This is a genomic window from Arundinibacter roseus, assembly GCF_004348825.1.
GTDB classification, from domain to species: domain Bacteria; phylum Bacteroidota; class Bacteroidia; order Cytophagales; family Spirosomataceae; genus Arundinibacter; species Arundinibacter roseus.
Genome location: NZ_SMJU01000001.1, coordinates 285,418 through 302,818, shown reverse-complemented (window position 1 = coordinate 302,818; position 17,401 = coordinate 285,418). Strand labels below are relative to the sequence as shown.

Below are 17,401 nucleotides of genomic sequence, written 5' to 3'. Positions count from 1 at the left end.
AACATTTCGTATAAAAGAAAAAGGTCGTCGGTGGGTATTCCCTGCCGACGACCTTTTTTTTGATCATTCTTTACTAAATTCTATTTCCCTACAACTCAAAACCCAGCGCAAAACCCTTCACGGCTGCCGGGAAATCCGTAATCTTTGTTGCGGCTCCCGTAGTAAGGTTGATTGAGTACAAACCGGTGTTTCCACCGACGGTCAAAAGCGCATAGGCAATGCCAGACGTACCGCCAATATCAAATCCGTTGGCCGCATCAATGGTAATGCCCAGGCTGCCAATGGGTTGCAGTCCACCATCATTTGGCGGGTCTTGCTTAAAGAGCATACCGCTTTGGCTATCAATGTCATACAAAACCGTAGACGTTGTACCCGCAAAACTATTGGTATACGCAGCACCATTTATAAACGGTACTCCCATCGCCGGCGTAAGCGTGCCGTCGGTAAGCGTTGCGCCCGTGGTAACATTAACCCGAAGATTCTGACGGTCGTTGCTTACAATGCGTAGCCGGTCGGCTACGGGATTAAAATCCACACCAAAACTTGATCCGCTCAGCGTTACATTCAGCGTAGAAAGCATGGTAGCCATACCGTTGGCCAGGTTGATAGTATAGAGAGAACCGTTACTTCCAAGCGCATGCAGCTGACCGTTAAACGGACGGAAATCAATGCCTTCGATGGTGACGCCGGTTGGCAGCCCACCAATAGAACGGGTGATGGTTGAAATGGAAGAAGCCGCAGGATTGAAGATGTGGAGCGTATTGGACATATCCACCGCATAGGCCACGGGCCGGGCCGGAATTGCGATTCCGGTGATAGTTCCGGCGGGCAAATCGCCTAATTTTTGAAGGCGGCCAGTCGACAAATCTACGTAGTTGAGTTCCCAGGTGCCGTTAAACAGCACGGAGGCAATGCCGTAGTTGCTGTCGGGCGAAATATCAAAACCACCAACTGCCGAAATATCCAATCCCAGCAGCCCTACTTCTTTTAGTCCACCGTCATTGGGCGGATCTTGTAAGTAAAGTTTGTCGGTACTGGCATCAATATCAAATAGTTGCGTAGTCGTAGCCCCGGCAAAACTGTTGGTATAGGCTACTGCCGCCACCATCGGGTTGGGATATCCATTCAGGTTTCCATCTACGGCTACTACCGTTCCGAGTTCGGGATGCAGCCGCAAATCCTGCGTTGTATTGGTCACGAGGCGGATACGGTCTACCGTAGGGTTAAAATCGAAACCTACCATTGTACCTTCAATCGCTGGTGAAAATGGTCCGTCTCCTAGAGCCGTGGCAGCCCCTGAGCCGAGGTTAATGTGGTAAAGCCGACTACTGCTGCCAACTCCGTAAAGCTGCCCGGTGGCTGGCCGAAAATCAATACCCAGCAGTGTTTCGCCCGATTGAAGACCCGAAACTGTAATTGTGCGTAAAGGTGTGGCTGTGTTCTGAACGTTTAGTTCGTACAATTGATTAGTGCTGGTCAATGCGTAGAACATCTGATCGGGTAGATCAAGAGCAGCAGGGGGAAGACGATGGTCTTCGCAGGATTGGTGTAAAAAGGCTAGCAGCACCACGCCCAGGCTCAGAAATGCCTGATTGAGCCGATTTCTCATACATTTTTTCATACCTTCTACTAGTTAGAGCTTGTTGTTAAACATAGTTACAGCAGGTACATACGTTCGTTGCTCCCTCTTTGGATGAATGCTATTTGAAAAAATCAGCAAAAATTAGTGAAAGGTAATATTGTCCAAAAGCAAATTCCTTTTACTAAATAGGTAAAGGTTATACCTGAATTAACGACACGTTTTTTATATTTGGGAGTATGAAGCTTTTATGTATTTAAACATCAATTCTTATTTCCAAATCAACACGTATGAAAAAAATTCTTCTTTTGCTCGTAGTGGCCGTTGCTTTCCAGGCGTGCCAAAAAAACCAGTATCCTGTTATTAATAACCCTCATTTTGAATCGTATACTGCTGCCAAAACTGCCCCCAAACCAGCGGCAGAAGTACCAATATCTGCCACCGCTTCTGTACTGACAGCCAGCGCATCGGAAGATATGACAGCCGTTGTAGAAGCGACAGAACAATCAACGCCCATTCCGGCAGAGGCGATTACTCCGCTGCATGTAGCAAAAAAAACTCCTGCCCAGACTACATGGAAGGAAAAAGTAGTGGCAAAAAAGATTCAGAAGAAAATAGAAAAGGCACAGTCTCCCGAAAAAGCCAAAAGTGCCAAAGCCAAACCGGACACCGTGGCGCTTTTGTCGTTGATTTTTGGCGGCGCCGGTTTACTACTTCTATTGGCCGGAACCGGCCTCGGACTTTTATTGGGCCTTGCCGGGCTTGTGATGGGTATTGTAGGGCTTAGCAAAATCCGTAAAGGCACAGCTCCTGCTTCCTCCCGTACGATGGCTATTTTGGGCGTAGTTTTTGGCGGGTTAGTTACCCTCTTGGGCCTAATCGTCATCGCTGCCGTGGCTTCTTACGGATTTGTGTAAGGTTTTTTAGTTTGAGAAAACAAATGGGGTGTACAGGCCGAAGGGCTTATACACCCCATTTGTTTAGCTGCTTAATGAGTACATCCATATCTTTGGGATAGGGCGCCACCACCTGAATAGCTTCTCCGTCCATTAAAGAAAAAGACAACGAATAGGCATGCAAAGCCACGCGCTGAATAAGCGGCTGCTCTTCGGTTTCTTTTTTAAGGTTAAACTTCCGTTTCAGGCTCGACAAAAAAATCGGTACGCCGCCATACTGCGGATCACACACAATCGGAGCTTTCAGGCACGACAAGTGAATCCGGATTTGGTGCATGCGGCCGGTGATCGGGATGCACTCCACGAGCGTAAAACCCCGATACACTTTCAGCGTATTGAAGATCGTTTCGGCCAATTTTCCCTTCACCCGATCAATCGTTACGGCGGTGCCGTTTTTGAGCGGCAAAATCGGCAGGTAAACCGACACACCTTCGAGGTCGTGCATGCCGCCTACTACGGCGTGGTAGCGCTTGGTAACTTCGCGGTGCTCAAATTGCATCGCCAAATGCCGGTACGCTTCCCGATTTTTTGCAAAAGCCAGCGCTCCGGACGTTTCTTTATCGAGACGGTGAGCGGCCTGCAGGTTGGGATTATACTCTTTGGCCAACCGCAACACACTGCCGCCACGGTCAAGCGTGCGCTCGTCGAGCGTAGCCAAATGTGGAGGTTTGTTGACAATCAAAAAATCATCGTTCTCAAAAAGTATTAAATCTGCAAAATTTAGTTTCATAGCTTGTTGCCTTCCTGTGAAGGTGTGTATTTGCTGATAGTTAGATCTGACTTGTTGACAAAGGTCGGAAGATTCCACCAAAAAGCCTTGGTATTGCCTGCGTGCAGGTGCATGGGTCGGATGTTTTGTCAGAATCATTCAGAAATGGCTGTAACCTCATGTGGTCCAACAAAAATCTACGGAACACGCTGAATTTCTATAAAAAAGATGCTTTTTTACGAGAAAGAGTTTTGTTGGGTCAAGAGAGGAATTGACCTGTTTATTGCCTGCCTGTTGCTTAATTGGACGCATAAAGAGACGGCTGCTAACATCTTGGGTATGAAAAAATTTACTGAACAGGAGTTACAAGAGTATTTACTCCAACAATTTCCGAAAGAAAATGAAAGATGTGAATGGAAAGAGTTCAAAAACCTAAAACATTCCATTGCGAGTCAGGCTGGTGAAGACGTTATCTCTTATGTTTCGGCTATTTCAAACATGAAAGGTGGGCATTTGGTCCTTGGAGTAAAGGATACTACCCTGGAAATTGTTGGTATTCAAGACTTTCATACGTACAATCCAGAGAATATCAAGATAAGATTAATTAATGACTGCCCAAATTTGGTTTCAGAGGGTTTACTGGTAGAGGAGTTTCAGACATTGGAAAGTAGCAAGTGGATTTGGGTTATTCATATTCCAAAGCATCCATTTCGGCAGCCAGTTTATGCACACAAAAAAGCCTGGCAGCGGCTGGGAGATAGCCTTGTGGAACTTACTCAGGCAAGAAAAGAAGCTATCCTTTACGAAGTCAAACCAACCGACGATTGGTCAGCTGTTATTTTGCCTGAGGCTACTATTGAAGATCTTGACGTCCAGGCATTAAAAAAAGCCCGATTTGAGTTTCAAAAGCGAAACCCCAAATATGCTCCAGAGCTGGATCAATGGGACGATGTAAAGTTTCTTGACAAAGCCCGGCTCACCATAAAAGGTAAGATCACACGGGCTTGTATGATGCTGCTGGGGAAGGAAGAGGAAGAGCATTTCCTTAATTCAACAGTGAAAATCAGATGGACTCTGAGAACTCTGGATAACCAAGACAAAGATTTCGAAGTCTTTTCTATTCCTCTTATTCTGGCTGTGGATGAGGTATTTACTAAAATTAGAAATCTAAAATATCGTTATCTCAGACCTGGTACCTTATTCCCGGACGAAGTATTACGTTACGCGCCTTTTACAATTAGGGAACTTCTTAATAATGCCATAGCGCACCAGGATTATACCAAAGGGGCCAGAATTAATGTCGTTGAATTTGAAGACGACCATCTTGTATTTTCCAATTACGGAGCCTTTCTACCTAAATCCGTAGAAGAAGTAGTATTGAGTGATTCACCTGAGGAAGTTTATCGAAATCCATATCTGGTGGAGGCCATGAAGAATTTGGATATGATTGAAACACAAGGAGGAGGTATCCGAAAAATCTTTAATTTTCAGCGAAAACGCTTTTTCCCAATGCCTGACTATGACCTCAGTGATGGTAAGGTGAAAGTAACTATTCTAGGGAAGGTATTAGATGAAGAATTTGCAAATATCCTAGTTCAAAATCCCGATTTAAGCTTAGAGGAGATCATTGCAATGGACAAAGTGCAAAAAAAGATGCCGCTAACTAATGAAGAGTATAATTATTTAAAAAAGAAACAATTTATTTCAGGAAGAAAACCAAATATCTATCTATCAGAAAAAGTTATTGCGCCTATTAATAACGAGAATCTAAGGCAAGAATACATTCGCAATCGAGGTTTTGATGATCAATACTGTAAAGATCTAATCTTAGAATACCTCGCAAAATGGGGAAAGGCGAACCGAAGGCAAATTGAAAACCTTATTTGGGATAAACTCTCCGATGTACTTTCAGAGGATCGAAAAAAAAACAAAGTGGGCAATTTGCTTTCTGCTTTAAGAATTCAGGGAAAAATCAAGAGTGTAGGTTTCGGAACCTGGGAACCTGTGAAGCCTGAGTAATCAATTGAAAAAAATAAGAGAGTTTAAGAGAGTTTAAGAGAGTTTAAGAGAGTTTAAGTCATAACTAATTGATTTATAGTTGTTTATGAAATGATATGATTTAAAATTCAAAAGGAATCAATCCGGTTTTAAGAGATTCCAGGCCAAAGTGCATACTTATTTAGTTGCAACATAAGGAACTATCAACAGCATTTCAAATCAAATACATACCTTATCCCCCATGATTTCAAACCTCTCTCTCCTGAAAACCGAATTGCTTCCCGTGTATCTGCAGCAGATTCCGAACGGGTTGAAGGAGGCCTTTGATGCCTTGCAGGATGCAGAGATTTCGACCGATACGTTTAGCTTTTATAGGTCGGTATCTGCTGTGTTTAGTAGCAAAATTGAAGGTGAGGAAATTGAACTGGACAGCTTTGTGAAGCATAAAAAATTTGGCATTGAGTTTTTGCCAGATTATACCCGCAAAATTGATGATTTATACAGCGCCTATACTTTTGCCCAATCAAAGATCCTGAATAATGAAAATGTGGCAAAGGCCCATCGTATATTGGGCAGGAACATTGTAGCAAGGCAGTGGCAGGGCAACTATCGGAACATGAATATGTATGTTTCTACGCCCGATGGACGAATTGAGTACGTGGCAGTATCGCCTTTTGAGGTGGCATCCGAAATGGCAAAGTTTTATAACGATGTCTCCATTTTGCTTGATGCGCAGTTGAGTAGTGAAGAAATATTTTTCTACGCAGCTATGATTCATTTGGTTTTTGTGAAAATCCATCCCTGGAATGATGGAAATGGGAGATGCGCAAGACTTCTGGAAAAATGGTTCTTAGCTCAAAAATTGGGTGAAAAAGCGTGGTTTATTCAAAGTGAAAGAATGTACTATCAGCAGCATCAAACCTACTATAAAAATTTGCGAATGTTAGGTCTCGAATATCCTGAGTTAGAGTACAACCGGGCCTTACCCTTCCTCCTCATGCTCCCCAACGCTCTTTTCGACTGCTAATCAGCGGGAGTTTTTGACAAAATGACTTTTCTTAAAAGCAAAGAAAAACTTCTCCAAATTACCGAAACCTCAAATTTTTGTAGCCATTTGAAAACCTGCCTTCGGAAACTACCGAATCTGCTTACTTTTGCGGTTGGGTAAATCACTCTAAAATAAAGATCATGAAAAGGGTAGTGGCTTTGTTTTTTATTTTTCAGCTTACGTATTCTATGCTTTCCGCTCAACCGATTGTATTGGCTCAGGCACTTCACGAGGCGCACGACTCTTTCCGCGAAACTGCACTTGCCCACCGTCGCTTCAAACATAAGGATGTACAGGCACTCATTGCCAGTCGTTTACAGAATCCAATGTACGAAATCAAAAATGTTGGGAAGTCGTATGAAGGCCGCGACATCACGATGCTGAAAGTAGGCCACGGCCCGCATACCGCCCTGCTATGGACCCAAATGCACGGCGACGAACCCACCGCAACAATGGCGGTTTTCGATATTCTGAATTTTCTGGAAGCTTCAAACGATGGATTTGATGCGCTGCGCAAGCAACTGCTCGACAGCACCACGCTCTACTTTGTGCCGATGCTCAACCCCGATGGAGCCGAGCGCTATCAGCGGCGCACCGCGCAGGGCATTGATATGAACCGCGACGCGCTGTACCTGCAAACTCCCGAAGGGCGCATTCTGAAAGAGTTGCAGCAAAGCCTGAAACCCGAGTACGGCTTTAACCTGCACGACCAAAGCCCACGCTACTCGGCTGGTCAAAGCGGGCGGGTGGCTACTATTTCGTTTTTGGCCACGGCCTACGACTACGAGCGGTCCATTAACCCGGTACGCGAAAGATCCATGAAAATGATTGTACGCATGAATCGTCTGTTGCAGGTGATGATTCCCGGTCAGGTGGCGCGCTACACCGACGAGCACGAGCCAAGGGCATTTGGAGACAATATTCAGAAATGGGGCACGACCTTAATCCTGATCGAATCGGGTGGTTATGTGGGCGATCCTGAAAAGCAGTACATCCGAAAACTGAATTTTGTAGCCTTACTTTCAGGCCTTTCCGCCGTGGCCGACGGCTCTATTGTAGAGGAAGATCGGGAGGATTATTACACGATTCCCGAAAATGGGCGCTACCTGTTTGATCTTTTGGTGCGAAATGTGACGGTGAAAAAAGGTGGAAAAACCTATCAGACGGATCTTGGCATCAATCGAAACGAAGTGAATTATGCCAATGCCACGCAGTTTTTTCAGTATAGTAAAATAGAAGAATACGGCGATCTTTCCACCCACTACGGCTCGGAAGAGCTCAACGGCGAGGGCTATGTAATGGAGTCGGGGAAAGTATATCCTACGTTGATAAAGTCAATCAGTGAAGCGGCAAAACTGAACCCTATCTCGCTGTGGCAGCAGGGGTATACGTTTCTAAAACTGGCCTCAGATGCGCCACGCCGCACGGTGGGCGTTTATTTTACGGCTCAGCCTTTCCATATTTTGCGCAATGGCGCGGCTCCTGCGGGTGCGCCTGAACTGGGCGAAACGGCCACTTTTTTATTGAAGAAAAATGGTAAAATCCGTTACATTGTTGTTAATGGTTTTGTGTATGATCTTGAAAAACCTTTTGCTAGAAAAGGAAATGGGATTGTGGAATAATGCCAAATAATCATGTGTGTTTCATTGAACTTGCAGCTATAAAATTATGCGTACAAAGCTAGTGTGCAAATTTAATTTCGTGTCACTCTTTTTTACAAATGCCTGAAAATCAGTGAGTTTATGATTTCTTTTAAATAATTCATCCGTAATCCTGGGTTAACATTGGGGTAACATTGTCGGAGTACTTTTGCTGACGTAAAAAGTACTACTGACACCCAATTCATGAAACACATTTTAATCTCTTTCTTTTTGCTTTGCAGCCTTGGCTATCAGGCAAACGCACAGCAAGGAACCATCCGGGGAACCATCAAAGATGCCAAAACCCAGGAAGCTCTCATTGGCGCCACGGTGCGCGTGGCTGGTACAACTACCGGCGCTTCTACCGACGTAGAAGGATTCTTTACTCTCCCCAAACTTTCAGCGGGTGTATATTCCCTGGAAGTTTCGTTCGTCTCCTACCGCACCGAAACCATCGCCAATGTGGAGGTTCAGGCCGACAAAATAACGGAGGTCAACACAGCACTTCTGGAAGAATCTACGACTCTTGAAGAAGTTCGTGTAGTAGCGGCCCGTGAAACCAACACGGAGATTTCCATGATTTCGGAAATTAAGGCTGCTCAGCAAATTGTGAGCGGAATTTCGGCACAGCAAATTGCCCGCACCCTCGACCGCGACGCGTCACAGGTAGTTAGGCGTGTGCCAGGGATTACAATCGTTGGCGATCGCTTCATCACGATTCGCGGTCTCAATCAGCGCTATAATAATGTAATGCTGCACAACGCTTTTACGCCAAGTATGGAAACGGACGTAAAGGCGTTTTCTTTTGATATAATCCCAAGTGGACAAATTGACCGCCTGCTCATTTATAAAAGCCCCGCAGCGGAGCTTCCCGGTGAGTTTGCGGGAGGTATTGTCAAGATATTTACTAAAAATATCCCCAACGAAAACTCTATTGTATTTGATTACAGCACGACGTTTCGGCAGGGAACTACCTTCTCAGATTTTGACCAGGCCGAAACCGGCCCCAATTATTGGACAGGCTTCAACAATGGTTATCAGGATTTGCCGAAGTTTTTTCCGGCAAGTTTGAAAAATATTTCCGGTGCTCAGCTCGAACAGGCCGGACGTATGCTGCGCAATAACTGGGACGCTACCAGCCAAACGGCTACGCCCGATCAGCGTTTTGCGCTTACCGGAAATTTCCGTATGAATCTCGGAAAACTCAAAATCGGTAACGTAACGGCTGTAAATTATAGTGATTCGCGTACAGTTTTCAATGTGGATCGTAAAGAGTTCAATGCTAACGTAAATAATGAGGAACAGGTAGTGTATGACTACGACGACCGCCGGTCGAGCCGTAACATCCGCGTAGGAATTATCCACAACTGGGCCGTTAAAATTAACGAGAACCATTCTATTGAGTTCAAAAACCTCTACAATCAAAATAGCATCGGAACGTACGTAAACCGGACGGGCCAAAATATTGAAGGAAACTTCTCGGCAGATATCAACAGCTTTGATCAGGTGTATCGGGGCATCTACACCGGACAACTTACGGGCAAGCATCAGTTTGGAAAAGCAACAACTATTGACTGGGTGGCGGGCTACAATAATTCGTACCGTGAGCAACCCGACTACCGCCGCTACCGGGCCGACATCGTAGATCCTGCCACCGGACGAAAGGAATTGTACGTACCCGTAGGCTCGGCAGTAGCTTTCTTTCTTGGACGTTTTTCGTCGAGAATGGATGAAAATGCTTATACGGGTGGTTTGAATCTGACTCAGAAAATTGCTTTCCGCGGAGAAGATTTTATAGAACTCAAAGCGGGTGCTTTCTATGAAGCCAAAGATCGGGCGTTCCGTGCACGGAACCTGGGATATGTACGAACACTATCGACAAGTCAGGATATTCTTTTGGGCTCGGTTACTAACCTTTTTCAACCCCAAAATATCAACAATACCAACGGAATCCGTATTGACGAGCAAACCAACCCGAACGACTCCTACGATGCTACCAATACCCTTGGAGCGGGTTATGTGTCAGTCAACATTCCACTTACCAAAAAACTGAATGCCATTGTCGGTGCCCGCTACGAGCACAACACGCAGGCACTGAACAGCTCGTTACTAAACGGACAGCCGGTTGCGGTATCGTACCCATTGGGTAAGCTGTTGCCTTCGGCAAATGTTAGCTACAACTTCAACGAAAAAAGTTTGCTTCGCTTCGCTTACGGCATGACCGTCAATCGTCCTGAATTCCGCGAATTGGCGCCGTTTGCCTTTTTTGATTTTGATTATAACATCGTATATGCAGGAAATCCTACGTTGCGGACGGCTACTGTTCAGAATGCCGACCTCCGGTATGAGTTCTACCCAACGCCTGCAGAAGTTATCAGTGTTGCCGGATTTTATAAAAGATTCAAAGATCCGATCGAAGCGCTGTTCGATGCTGGGGCTGGCTCACAGGGAATCAAAAATATCAATTTTGGAAATGCCAATGCGGCTACTTCTGCCGGGGTAGAAATTGAAATCAAAAAGAGCCTGAACGGTCTTACCGGTTCTACCCTCATGGACCGGATGAGTTTGCTTTTCAACACGGCGCTTATTTACAGCAAGGTCGATTTGGGAGGCAGCCTGGCCGTTGGACAATCCGATAACCGACCCTTGCAGGGACAGTCGCCCTACATTGTTAACCTCGGCTTGAACTACAACGATCAGGAGCACGATTTTCAGGTAAATGCGCTGTATAACGTGATTGGCAAACGGATTTTTGCCGTAGGCTTTGATGGCTATCCTGATATTTATGAAATGCCCCGCAACGTACTTGACCTTACTTTCTCCAAAGGAATCGGCAAGCGTTGGTCAGTAAAAGGGGGTGTAACGGATATTCTGAACCAAACCAATTTGTTGTTGCAGGATGGAAATCTGGACGGAAAGTTTGACCGCCGCAACGATCAGATTATCCAAAGTTTCCGGCCCGGCAGTACGGTGCAGCTGGGGCTTTCGTACCGCATTTTATAAGCCCGGTAGTCGGGTGGCCTGGCGGTCGATGAGGGGTTGAATTTTCTTGTGTACATAGTCCATGTAAATTAATATACGTCAGATTGTAATTTAACTTAACAGTAAAACCCATGAAGTTTTTAACACACATCAATGCCCGACTCCTGGTCATGACGGCCCTGTCGTTTCTGTTCGTACTTAACTCCTGTAAGGAAGATGAGGAAATAGGCCCGGCTCCGACTATTACGGCAGGAACTGCCGCACAGGGAACCGTAGGAGCAACCGTGCAGATTACAGCTACTGTCAATGCCCCGGAAGGAATTCAGTCTATGACAGTACTGAAAAATGGTCAGGCCTGGGATTCTAAAACCTATCCCGCCGGAACCACCACCGATAGCTATACTAAAGATTACGTCATCGAAAATCTGCCCGTGGGGAGTACCGTTACCTTTACATTCCAGGCAACAGATTCTCAGAATCAGGCTTCTACACTTGCGACCCAAATCGTAACGATTTCGGCTGTTCCGGCTAAACAAATAGTAGACGTTACCGGTGTGCTGGAAGGTAACGTAACCTGGACCAAAGATAAAATCTATAAGCTGATTGGCTACGTACGTGTAGGCGAAGATCCTACGATTGATGGTCAACCTACCAAAACAGGCGTACTTACTATTCAGCCCGGCACAATTATCATCGGCGATCGTGCCAGCAAAGGAACACTGATCGTACAGCGCGGTAGCCGGATTGTTGCCGAAGGAACTCTCGAAGAACCTATTATTATGACGTCTGAGCGTGCTCCTGGTGAGCGTGAGCCCGGCGATTGGGGTGGACTGGTAATTTGTGGAAAAGCTCGCAACAACCAGCCCAATGGCGTGTTTCAGCTGGAAGGCGGATACGGCGGATTTAGCGGTGGTACGGATGACAACGATAACTCAGGATCTCTGAAATATGTACGTGTTGAATATGCTGGTGTACCGATTAACCCAAATCAGGAAGTAAACTCATTTACATTTGGCTCGGTAGGAAAAGGAACCAAGATGGAATACCTGCAGGCTTCTTTTGGAAACGATGACTCATTTGAGTGGTTTGGTGGAAATGTTGACGGAAAGTACCTCGTAGCCTGGAAAGGTTGGGATGACTGTTTTGACGTTGATTTTGGCTATTCTGGAAATGTTCAGTTTGCAGTAGCAGTTCGTGGAAATCTTCTGGCAGATCAGTCAGGATCCAATGGCTTTGAAGTAGACAATAACGGACAAGGATTATTGGTAGAGCCTTATACTTCGGGTACGTTTTCCAATGTATCGATTATCGGACCCAAAGTTGACCCTACGACTCAGATCAGCAATAACTACCAGAATGGTATGCACCTGCGTCGCTCAAATAAACTGAAAATTTACAATACCGTGGTAGTTGGTTACCCCAATGGAATCTATATTGACGGTGGCTCTACGCAAACACATGCTGCGAATGGTGAGCTCGTACTGAACCGCGTGGTTGTGGCAGGTGTAGTAGGTTGGGGCTCCAACAACTTCGGTGCCGGAGCAGGTGTCCCCAATGGTTTTGCCGTTCGTGACGTAAACACCGCAAGTCCGGCAGCGCCTATTACAATCGGTACACAAAAGCCGTCTGAGTGGTTTATAGCTCAGCCAGGAAATAAGATTGTAGCTGATTATAAAACACTTGGACTGAATCCTGCCATTTTTACCAACAGTCCTAACTTCCTGGTAGACGCAGCCGCAGCGGAATCTTTGACCAAAGGTGGAGCAGCGCCTTCCGGTGCTTTCTTCCAGGCCGTTGATTACATCGGAGCTTTCAAAGATACCGACTGGACGAGCGGATGGGCTGAGTTTAACCCACAGGCACAAACGTACCGTTAAAATACCAATGCCATTCACAGAAAAGAACCCGAAACCTTCGGGTTCTTTTCTACATTTTAATTCCAGTGCACCGACACCTTTATTCATGAAATTCAAAATATTTTTTTTCTTTATACTGGCCGCATGGCTCACCGGCTGTGGGGCTTCTGACGATAAAGTTTCGGCCTATTTTTCCGGCCAGGATGCAGATACTTTATTGACAAATATGGTAACCTACATGCATGCCTATGCACCCGGAGCTACCAACGAAACCCGCTTTGATGAAAAATTCAGAGCGTTTTACCAAAATCAGGCCACGAAGTATACCATCGAAAATTATTACATAACTCCGGATTCTACCCACTATTTCTTTGTAAGCCGGCCCGTTGGCGGAGGAAATCTCTACCAAAGAGGGGTAGGCGGACGGTTTCGATTGAAGCCCGGTTCTTTGATGCCTACCGGGTTTGAAGAAATGTGGTGTACGCCTCATTTTAAAGAAAAGACGGTTATTCAGGAACGAGGAAAGTATATATTCAAAGAAATGATCGCCAAAGGAAACGTCGAACATTTACTCGAAATGAAACATTATATCGAATGGCCGGATGCAACGCTGGTCTACGATACAGGCATCCACGAATGGGTTAGCCGAAAATAATTATAGGGTCCAAAGGAACCCCTGATTCTTAAAATTGGTGTCAGATTGTCGAAAAGCCGGAGGCCTCTTGTCTCCGGTTTTTTTTGTATAAAAAATCCTGCCCCTTCAAACTTTTCCTGCTTTTTTAAACCATACATGAAGTCTATAACGTATATTTTGTATACGGTACCCAAGCTGCGCTTGATTGTGAGTACATTAGCAAATAGATGATGCATGTATACACCTCATGAAACGGTAAAGCAGTGCAAATTTTTCTTTTTACAGAATCAACGTTAATTGACAGTAAATACATGTTGCGTTTTATACTGATCAGTATTTTCATACTGATTGTACTCTATTTTTATTGGAAGCTGAGGGCAAGGGTGGTCTATCATTATCCTAAAAACTATCCCCGAAAAAATGCTTCCACCCTGGCACAGGCATCCCACAAGACCATTGTAGTATGTGTAGGCGACAGCCTCACGCATGGCAACATGGGTGAAAGCTATGTGCCCTTGCTCGAAGGGTGGCTGGGAAAGTCTCATTTTTTTTATAATGCCGGCAGAAACTGCGACCTGACCTACACTGTTCTGAATCGCCTTGAAGTGGTTATTCGCCTGCAACCAAAGTACATTACCTTGTTGATCGGCACCAACGATATCAATGCAATACTCGATTCTGCCAACTTGCAGACCTACTATAAAATCGGTCGGCTGAGTCCCGGTACACGGCCTTCTATTGACACTTTTAAAGCGAATTATGAACAAATAGTGGAGCGGCTCATGACCGAAACTTCGGCTAAAATTGCGCTGTTGTCCATTCCGGTCATGAGCGAAGATAGTTCCTGCGCCGCCAATCAATTAGCTGATCGGTACAGCCATTTTGTTAAAATACTGGCGAGGGAAAAGGGCTTGACTTACCTGCCCGTCCGGGAGGTGATGAAAGCATTTTTGTTACAAAATCCCAAAACTATCAGGCATGGTTTTCACAAGACAAGGTCGTTGATTAGTATTTCGATGGTCAGGCATTACTTGCTCGGCCAAAGTTGGAACAGCATTGCTCAGATACATGGCAACGACCTCACACACGATAATCTCCACTTTACCACCCGAGGAGCGGCGATTGTTGCCACAGAAGTGGAACGATTTTTGACCGGAGAATCTCAGCCGGTTTTTGAAACCGAGGAGGCCAACAGCCAAACTTCCAGCTTGTAACGCAGAAAGTACGGCAAGAAAGAAATAGAATTCCCCCTCTTACGAAAGAACACAATGGAACATGAAGAAAAAAAAGTATGCATAGTAGGAGCCGGGGCGTCGGGTATTTCAGCAGCCAAAACGCTGAAAGAATACGGGATTTCCTTTGATTGCTTTGAAAAAGGATCACAAATTGGAGGAAACTGGCGCTATAACAACGATAACGGACGGTCATCGGCCTATAATTCCTTACACATCAACACCAATCGGGACATCATGGGATATAGCGATTACCCGCTACCCCGAGGATTGCCGATGTTTCCGCATCACTCACAAATCATTCAGTACTTCGACAACTACGTCGATCATTTTGGGCTGCGAAAACTGATTCGTTTCCAAACTTCTGTGGAAGAGCTGTTGCATCAGCCCGATGGACGGTGGCTTGTTCGTACCGATCAGGGTGATCAGTACCTGTACGACTACGTAATTGTAGCAAATGGCCACCACTGGAACCCCCGGTATCCGGATCCGCCCTTCCCGGGATTATTTACCGGCGATGTACTTCATTCGCATCATTACCGCGTGCCGGAGCAAATTCAGGGGAAGGACCTCCTACTAGTAGGTATTGGAAACTCAGCCGTGGATATCGCCTGCGAGGTCGCCCGGCTGCATAAGGGCCGTGTGACAATCAGTAGCCGGAGTGGCGCATATATTGTCCCCAACTGGATCATGGGTAAACCGCTGGACAGCCTTGCCAATCCCCTGACGGCTCGTTTGCCACTGTTCATGCAGCGGCTACTGCTCAAAACTACCCTATTTCTTGCCCGGGGCAATCAGGAGGCCTACGGTGTGCCTACACCACAACGACCGATTCTGAGCGAACATCCGACGCTCTCACAGGATTTACTGACGCTTGCCGGCCGGGGGCTCATAGAATTTAAGCCAAACATCAAAGCATTTCAGGAAAAAGAAGTGTATTTTGAAGACGGTTCGCATGCAGCGTATGATCAGATTGTGTATGCAACAGGTTATAAAATCTCGTTTCCTTTTTTGAAAGAACCTATTTTTACTAATAGCGAAGAAAACGACATCCGGTTGTATAAGAAAGTGGTCCATCCCAACTACCCCAATCTGTTTTTTCAGGGATTGATCCAGCCCTTAGGCGCCATTATGCCTTTGGCCGAAGTGCAGGCAATATGGATTGCCCGGCTCATTTCGGGTGAATGCCGCCTGCCCACTCGGGAGCAGATGCAGCAGGAGATAAGTCAGGATGCCAAAAAAGTGCAGAAGCGCTACAATCCTTCGCCCCGGCATACGTTACAAGTGGACTTTTACCCCTACAAGGCCGGTATTGAACGCGAGATGAAAAAGATGAGGGTATAGAACCACCTTTTGCGTAACTTTACGGTTTAAATTTTTGTTAGGAAAAAGGATTATTTCGTGAAATTACCCCCCATTTAATTACAATAACAGCTTACATGGAAATTTTGATAATGGCCGGACAGCTCATTTTGGGCTTGTCTATTTTAGTTGGATTGCACGAGTTGGGTCACCTCGTCGCCGCCAAAATGTTTGGCATGCGGGTCGAAAAGTACTTTATTGGTTTCCCTCCCAAAATATGGAGTATTCAAAAAGGTGAAACAGAATATGGCCTTGGCGCTATTCCGCTCGGAGGTTTTGTGAAAATCTCCGGGATGATTGACGAGTCTATGGACACCGATCAAATGAATCAGGAACCTCAGCCCTGGGAGTTTCGCTCCAAGCCCGCCTGGCAACGATTGGTAGTGATGTTGGGAGGAATTTTTGTCAATATTGTTGTTGGAGTTTTTATATTCATTGTCATTGCCTATAACAACGGCGACCGTTTTCTTTCCCGGGAGGAAGTGAACCGCTACGGGATTGTGGCCGGAAAATTAGCCGAGGAAATTGGCCTCAAAACGGGTGATAAAATTGTAGCCGTCAACGGAAAAAGCTTTACAAATTTTGATGAAGCCGTCAGTTCTGATGTTTTTCTGGGGAGCAATAGCTATTACACCGTCCAACGTGCGGAAGAAGGAGAGGTTGACATTGATATTCCCAATAGCTTTATCGAAAAACTTTCTGAACCCGATCAACGGGGGAATTTTATCCGCCCGGCGGAACCCTTTACAGTTGGAGAACTTGTGCCGGGCCTGCCCGCGGTAAAAGCCGGACTCCAAACCGGAGATCGCATAACGGCTGTCAATGGCATACCCATTACCTTTTTTCACCAATTGCAGGAGGCGTTGGATTCATTGCAAGGCAAGACGGTACCATTCTCAATCACTCGCAATAACGTACCCCAAACTCTTTCGGTTAGTATTACGCCCGAAGGTACCATAGGATTTTATCCCAAAAGCGAACTGAACTATACGACTGTAAGTTATTCGTTGCCGGAAGCTGCTGCGGTAGGTACAAAAGACGCTTTTGGAGTAGTATATAATAATATCAAAGGGTTTGGAAAGATTTTCCGAGGCGAAGTATCAGCATCCAAAGCGCTTAGCGGTCCCATCGGGATTGCCCGTATGTTTGGCGGAGTGTGGGATTGGGGGCGGTTTTGGTTCCTGACCGGCCTGCTGTCGATGGTATTGGCTTTCATGAACGCCCTGCCAATTCCGGCACTTGATGGTGGCCACTCGGTGATCCTCCTGTATGAAATTGTTTCAGGAAGAAAACCTTCCGATCGCTTTTTGGAAAATGCGCAGAAAGTCGGAATGGTGCTTCTATTGGGGCTCATGGCCTTTGCCATTTTTAACGATGTCTGGAAAGCAGTATTCTAATGAATTTT

The 17,401-nt window shown here is 45.8% G+C and carries 12 protein-coding genes; 10 read left to right on the top strand and 2 right to left on the bottom strand.

Features of this window, described 5'->3' with window-relative positions:
- Positions 1 to 88: 88 nt before the first annotated feature.
- Positions 89 to 1,621: a DUF4394 domain-containing protein gene (locus EZE20_RS01295; protein WP_228713490.1), complete on the bottom strand. Its 1,533-nt coding sequence runs from the start codon at positions 1,619 to 1,621 to the stop codon at positions 89 to 91.
- Between the two features lie 248 nt (positions 1,622 to 1,869).
- Here EZE20_RS01295 and EZE20_RS01290 point away from each other — a divergent pair, with 248 nt between their 5' ends.
- Positions 1,870 to 2,496, top strand: a complete 627-nt coding sequence (locus EZE20_RS01290) for a hypothetical protein (protein WP_132113662.1) — start codon at positions 1,870 to 1,872, stop codon at positions 2,494 to 2,496.
- A 46-nt stretch (positions 2,497 to 2,542) separates the two neighbouring features.
- Here the strand turns inward: EZE20_RS01290 and EZE20_RS01285 are convergent, their stop codons facing one another.
- The gene (locus EZE20_RS01285; RefSeq protein ID WP_132113660.1) at positions 2,543 to 3,265 is read right to left on the bottom strand and encodes an RluA family pseudouridine synthase; all 723 of its coding nucleotides are present in this window, start codon (positions 3,263 to 3,265) and stop codon (positions 2,543 to 2,545) included.
- Positions 3,266 to 3,472: 207 nt separating this feature from the next.
- Between EZE20_RS01285 and EZE20_RS01280 the strand changes: the two genes are divergently transcribed.
- The 9 genes from EZE20_RS01280 to rseP all read left to right on the top strand — a co-directional run bounded on the left by EZE20_RS01280 (position 3,473) and on the right by rseP (position 17,393).
- A complete protein-coding gene (locus EZE20_RS01280) occupies positions 3,473 to 5,263 on the top strand; it encodes an RNA-binding domain-containing protein (protein ID WP_199879860.1) in 1,791 nt (596 codons plus the stop codon).
- Positions 5,264 to 5,483: 220 nt separating this feature from the next.
- A complete protein-coding gene (locus EZE20_RS01275) occupies positions 5,484 to 6,269 on the top strand; it encodes a Fic family protein (RefSeq protein WP_132113658.1) in 786 nt (261 codons plus the stop codon).
- 161 nt (positions 6,270 to 6,430) lie between these two features.
- Positions 6,431 to 7,912 (top strand): M14 family zinc carboxypeptidase, encoded by a 1,482-nt coding sequence (locus EZE20_RS01270; RefSeq protein WP_132113656.1) that lies wholly within the window; start codon positions 6,431 to 6,433, stop codon positions 7,910 to 7,912.
- 222 nt (positions 7,913 to 8,134) lie between these two features.
- Positions 8,135 to 10,933, top strand: a complete 2,799-nt coding sequence (locus tag EZE20_RS01265) for a TonB-dependent receptor (protein WP_132113654.1) — start codon at positions 8,135 to 8,137, stop codon at positions 10,931 to 10,933.
- A gap of 110 nt (positions 10,934 to 11,043) precedes the next feature.
- Entirely contained in the window at positions 11,044 to 12,789 is a 1,746-nt protein-coding gene (locus tag EZE20_RS01260) for an Ig-like domain repeat protein (protein WP_228713489.1), read from the top strand.
- Positions 12,790 to 12,874: 85 nt separating this feature from the next.
- Positions 12,875 to 13,423 carry a hypothetical protein gene (locus EZE20_RS01255; RefSeq protein ID WP_132113652.1) on the top strand — a complete coding sequence of 183 codons (549 nt, stop codon included), beginning with the start codon at positions 12,875 to 12,877 and terminating at the stop codon, positions 13,421 to 13,423.
- Positions 13,424 to 13,713: 290 nt separating this feature from the next.
- The gene (locus EZE20_RS01250; RefSeq protein WP_132113650.1) at positions 13,714 to 14,616 is read left to right on the top strand and encodes an SGNH/GDSL hydrolase family protein; all 903 of its coding nucleotides are present in this window, start codon (positions 13,714 to 13,716) and stop codon (positions 14,614 to 14,616) included.
- A gap of 54 nt (positions 14,617 to 14,670) precedes the next feature.
- Positions 14,671 to 15,978, top strand: coding sequence for a flavin-containing monooxygenase (locus EZE20_RS01245; protein ID WP_132113648.1), 1,308 nt, complete (start codon positions 14,671 to 14,673; stop codon positions 15,976 to 15,978).
- 95 nt (positions 15,979 to 16,073) lie between these two features.
- A complete protein-coding gene (gene rseP, locus EZE20_RS01240; protein WP_132113646.1) occupies positions 16,074 to 17,393 on the top strand; it encodes an RIP metalloprotease RseP in 1,320 nt (439 codons plus the stop codon).
- The last annotated feature ends 8 nt before the right edge of the window (positions 17,394 to 17,401 follow it).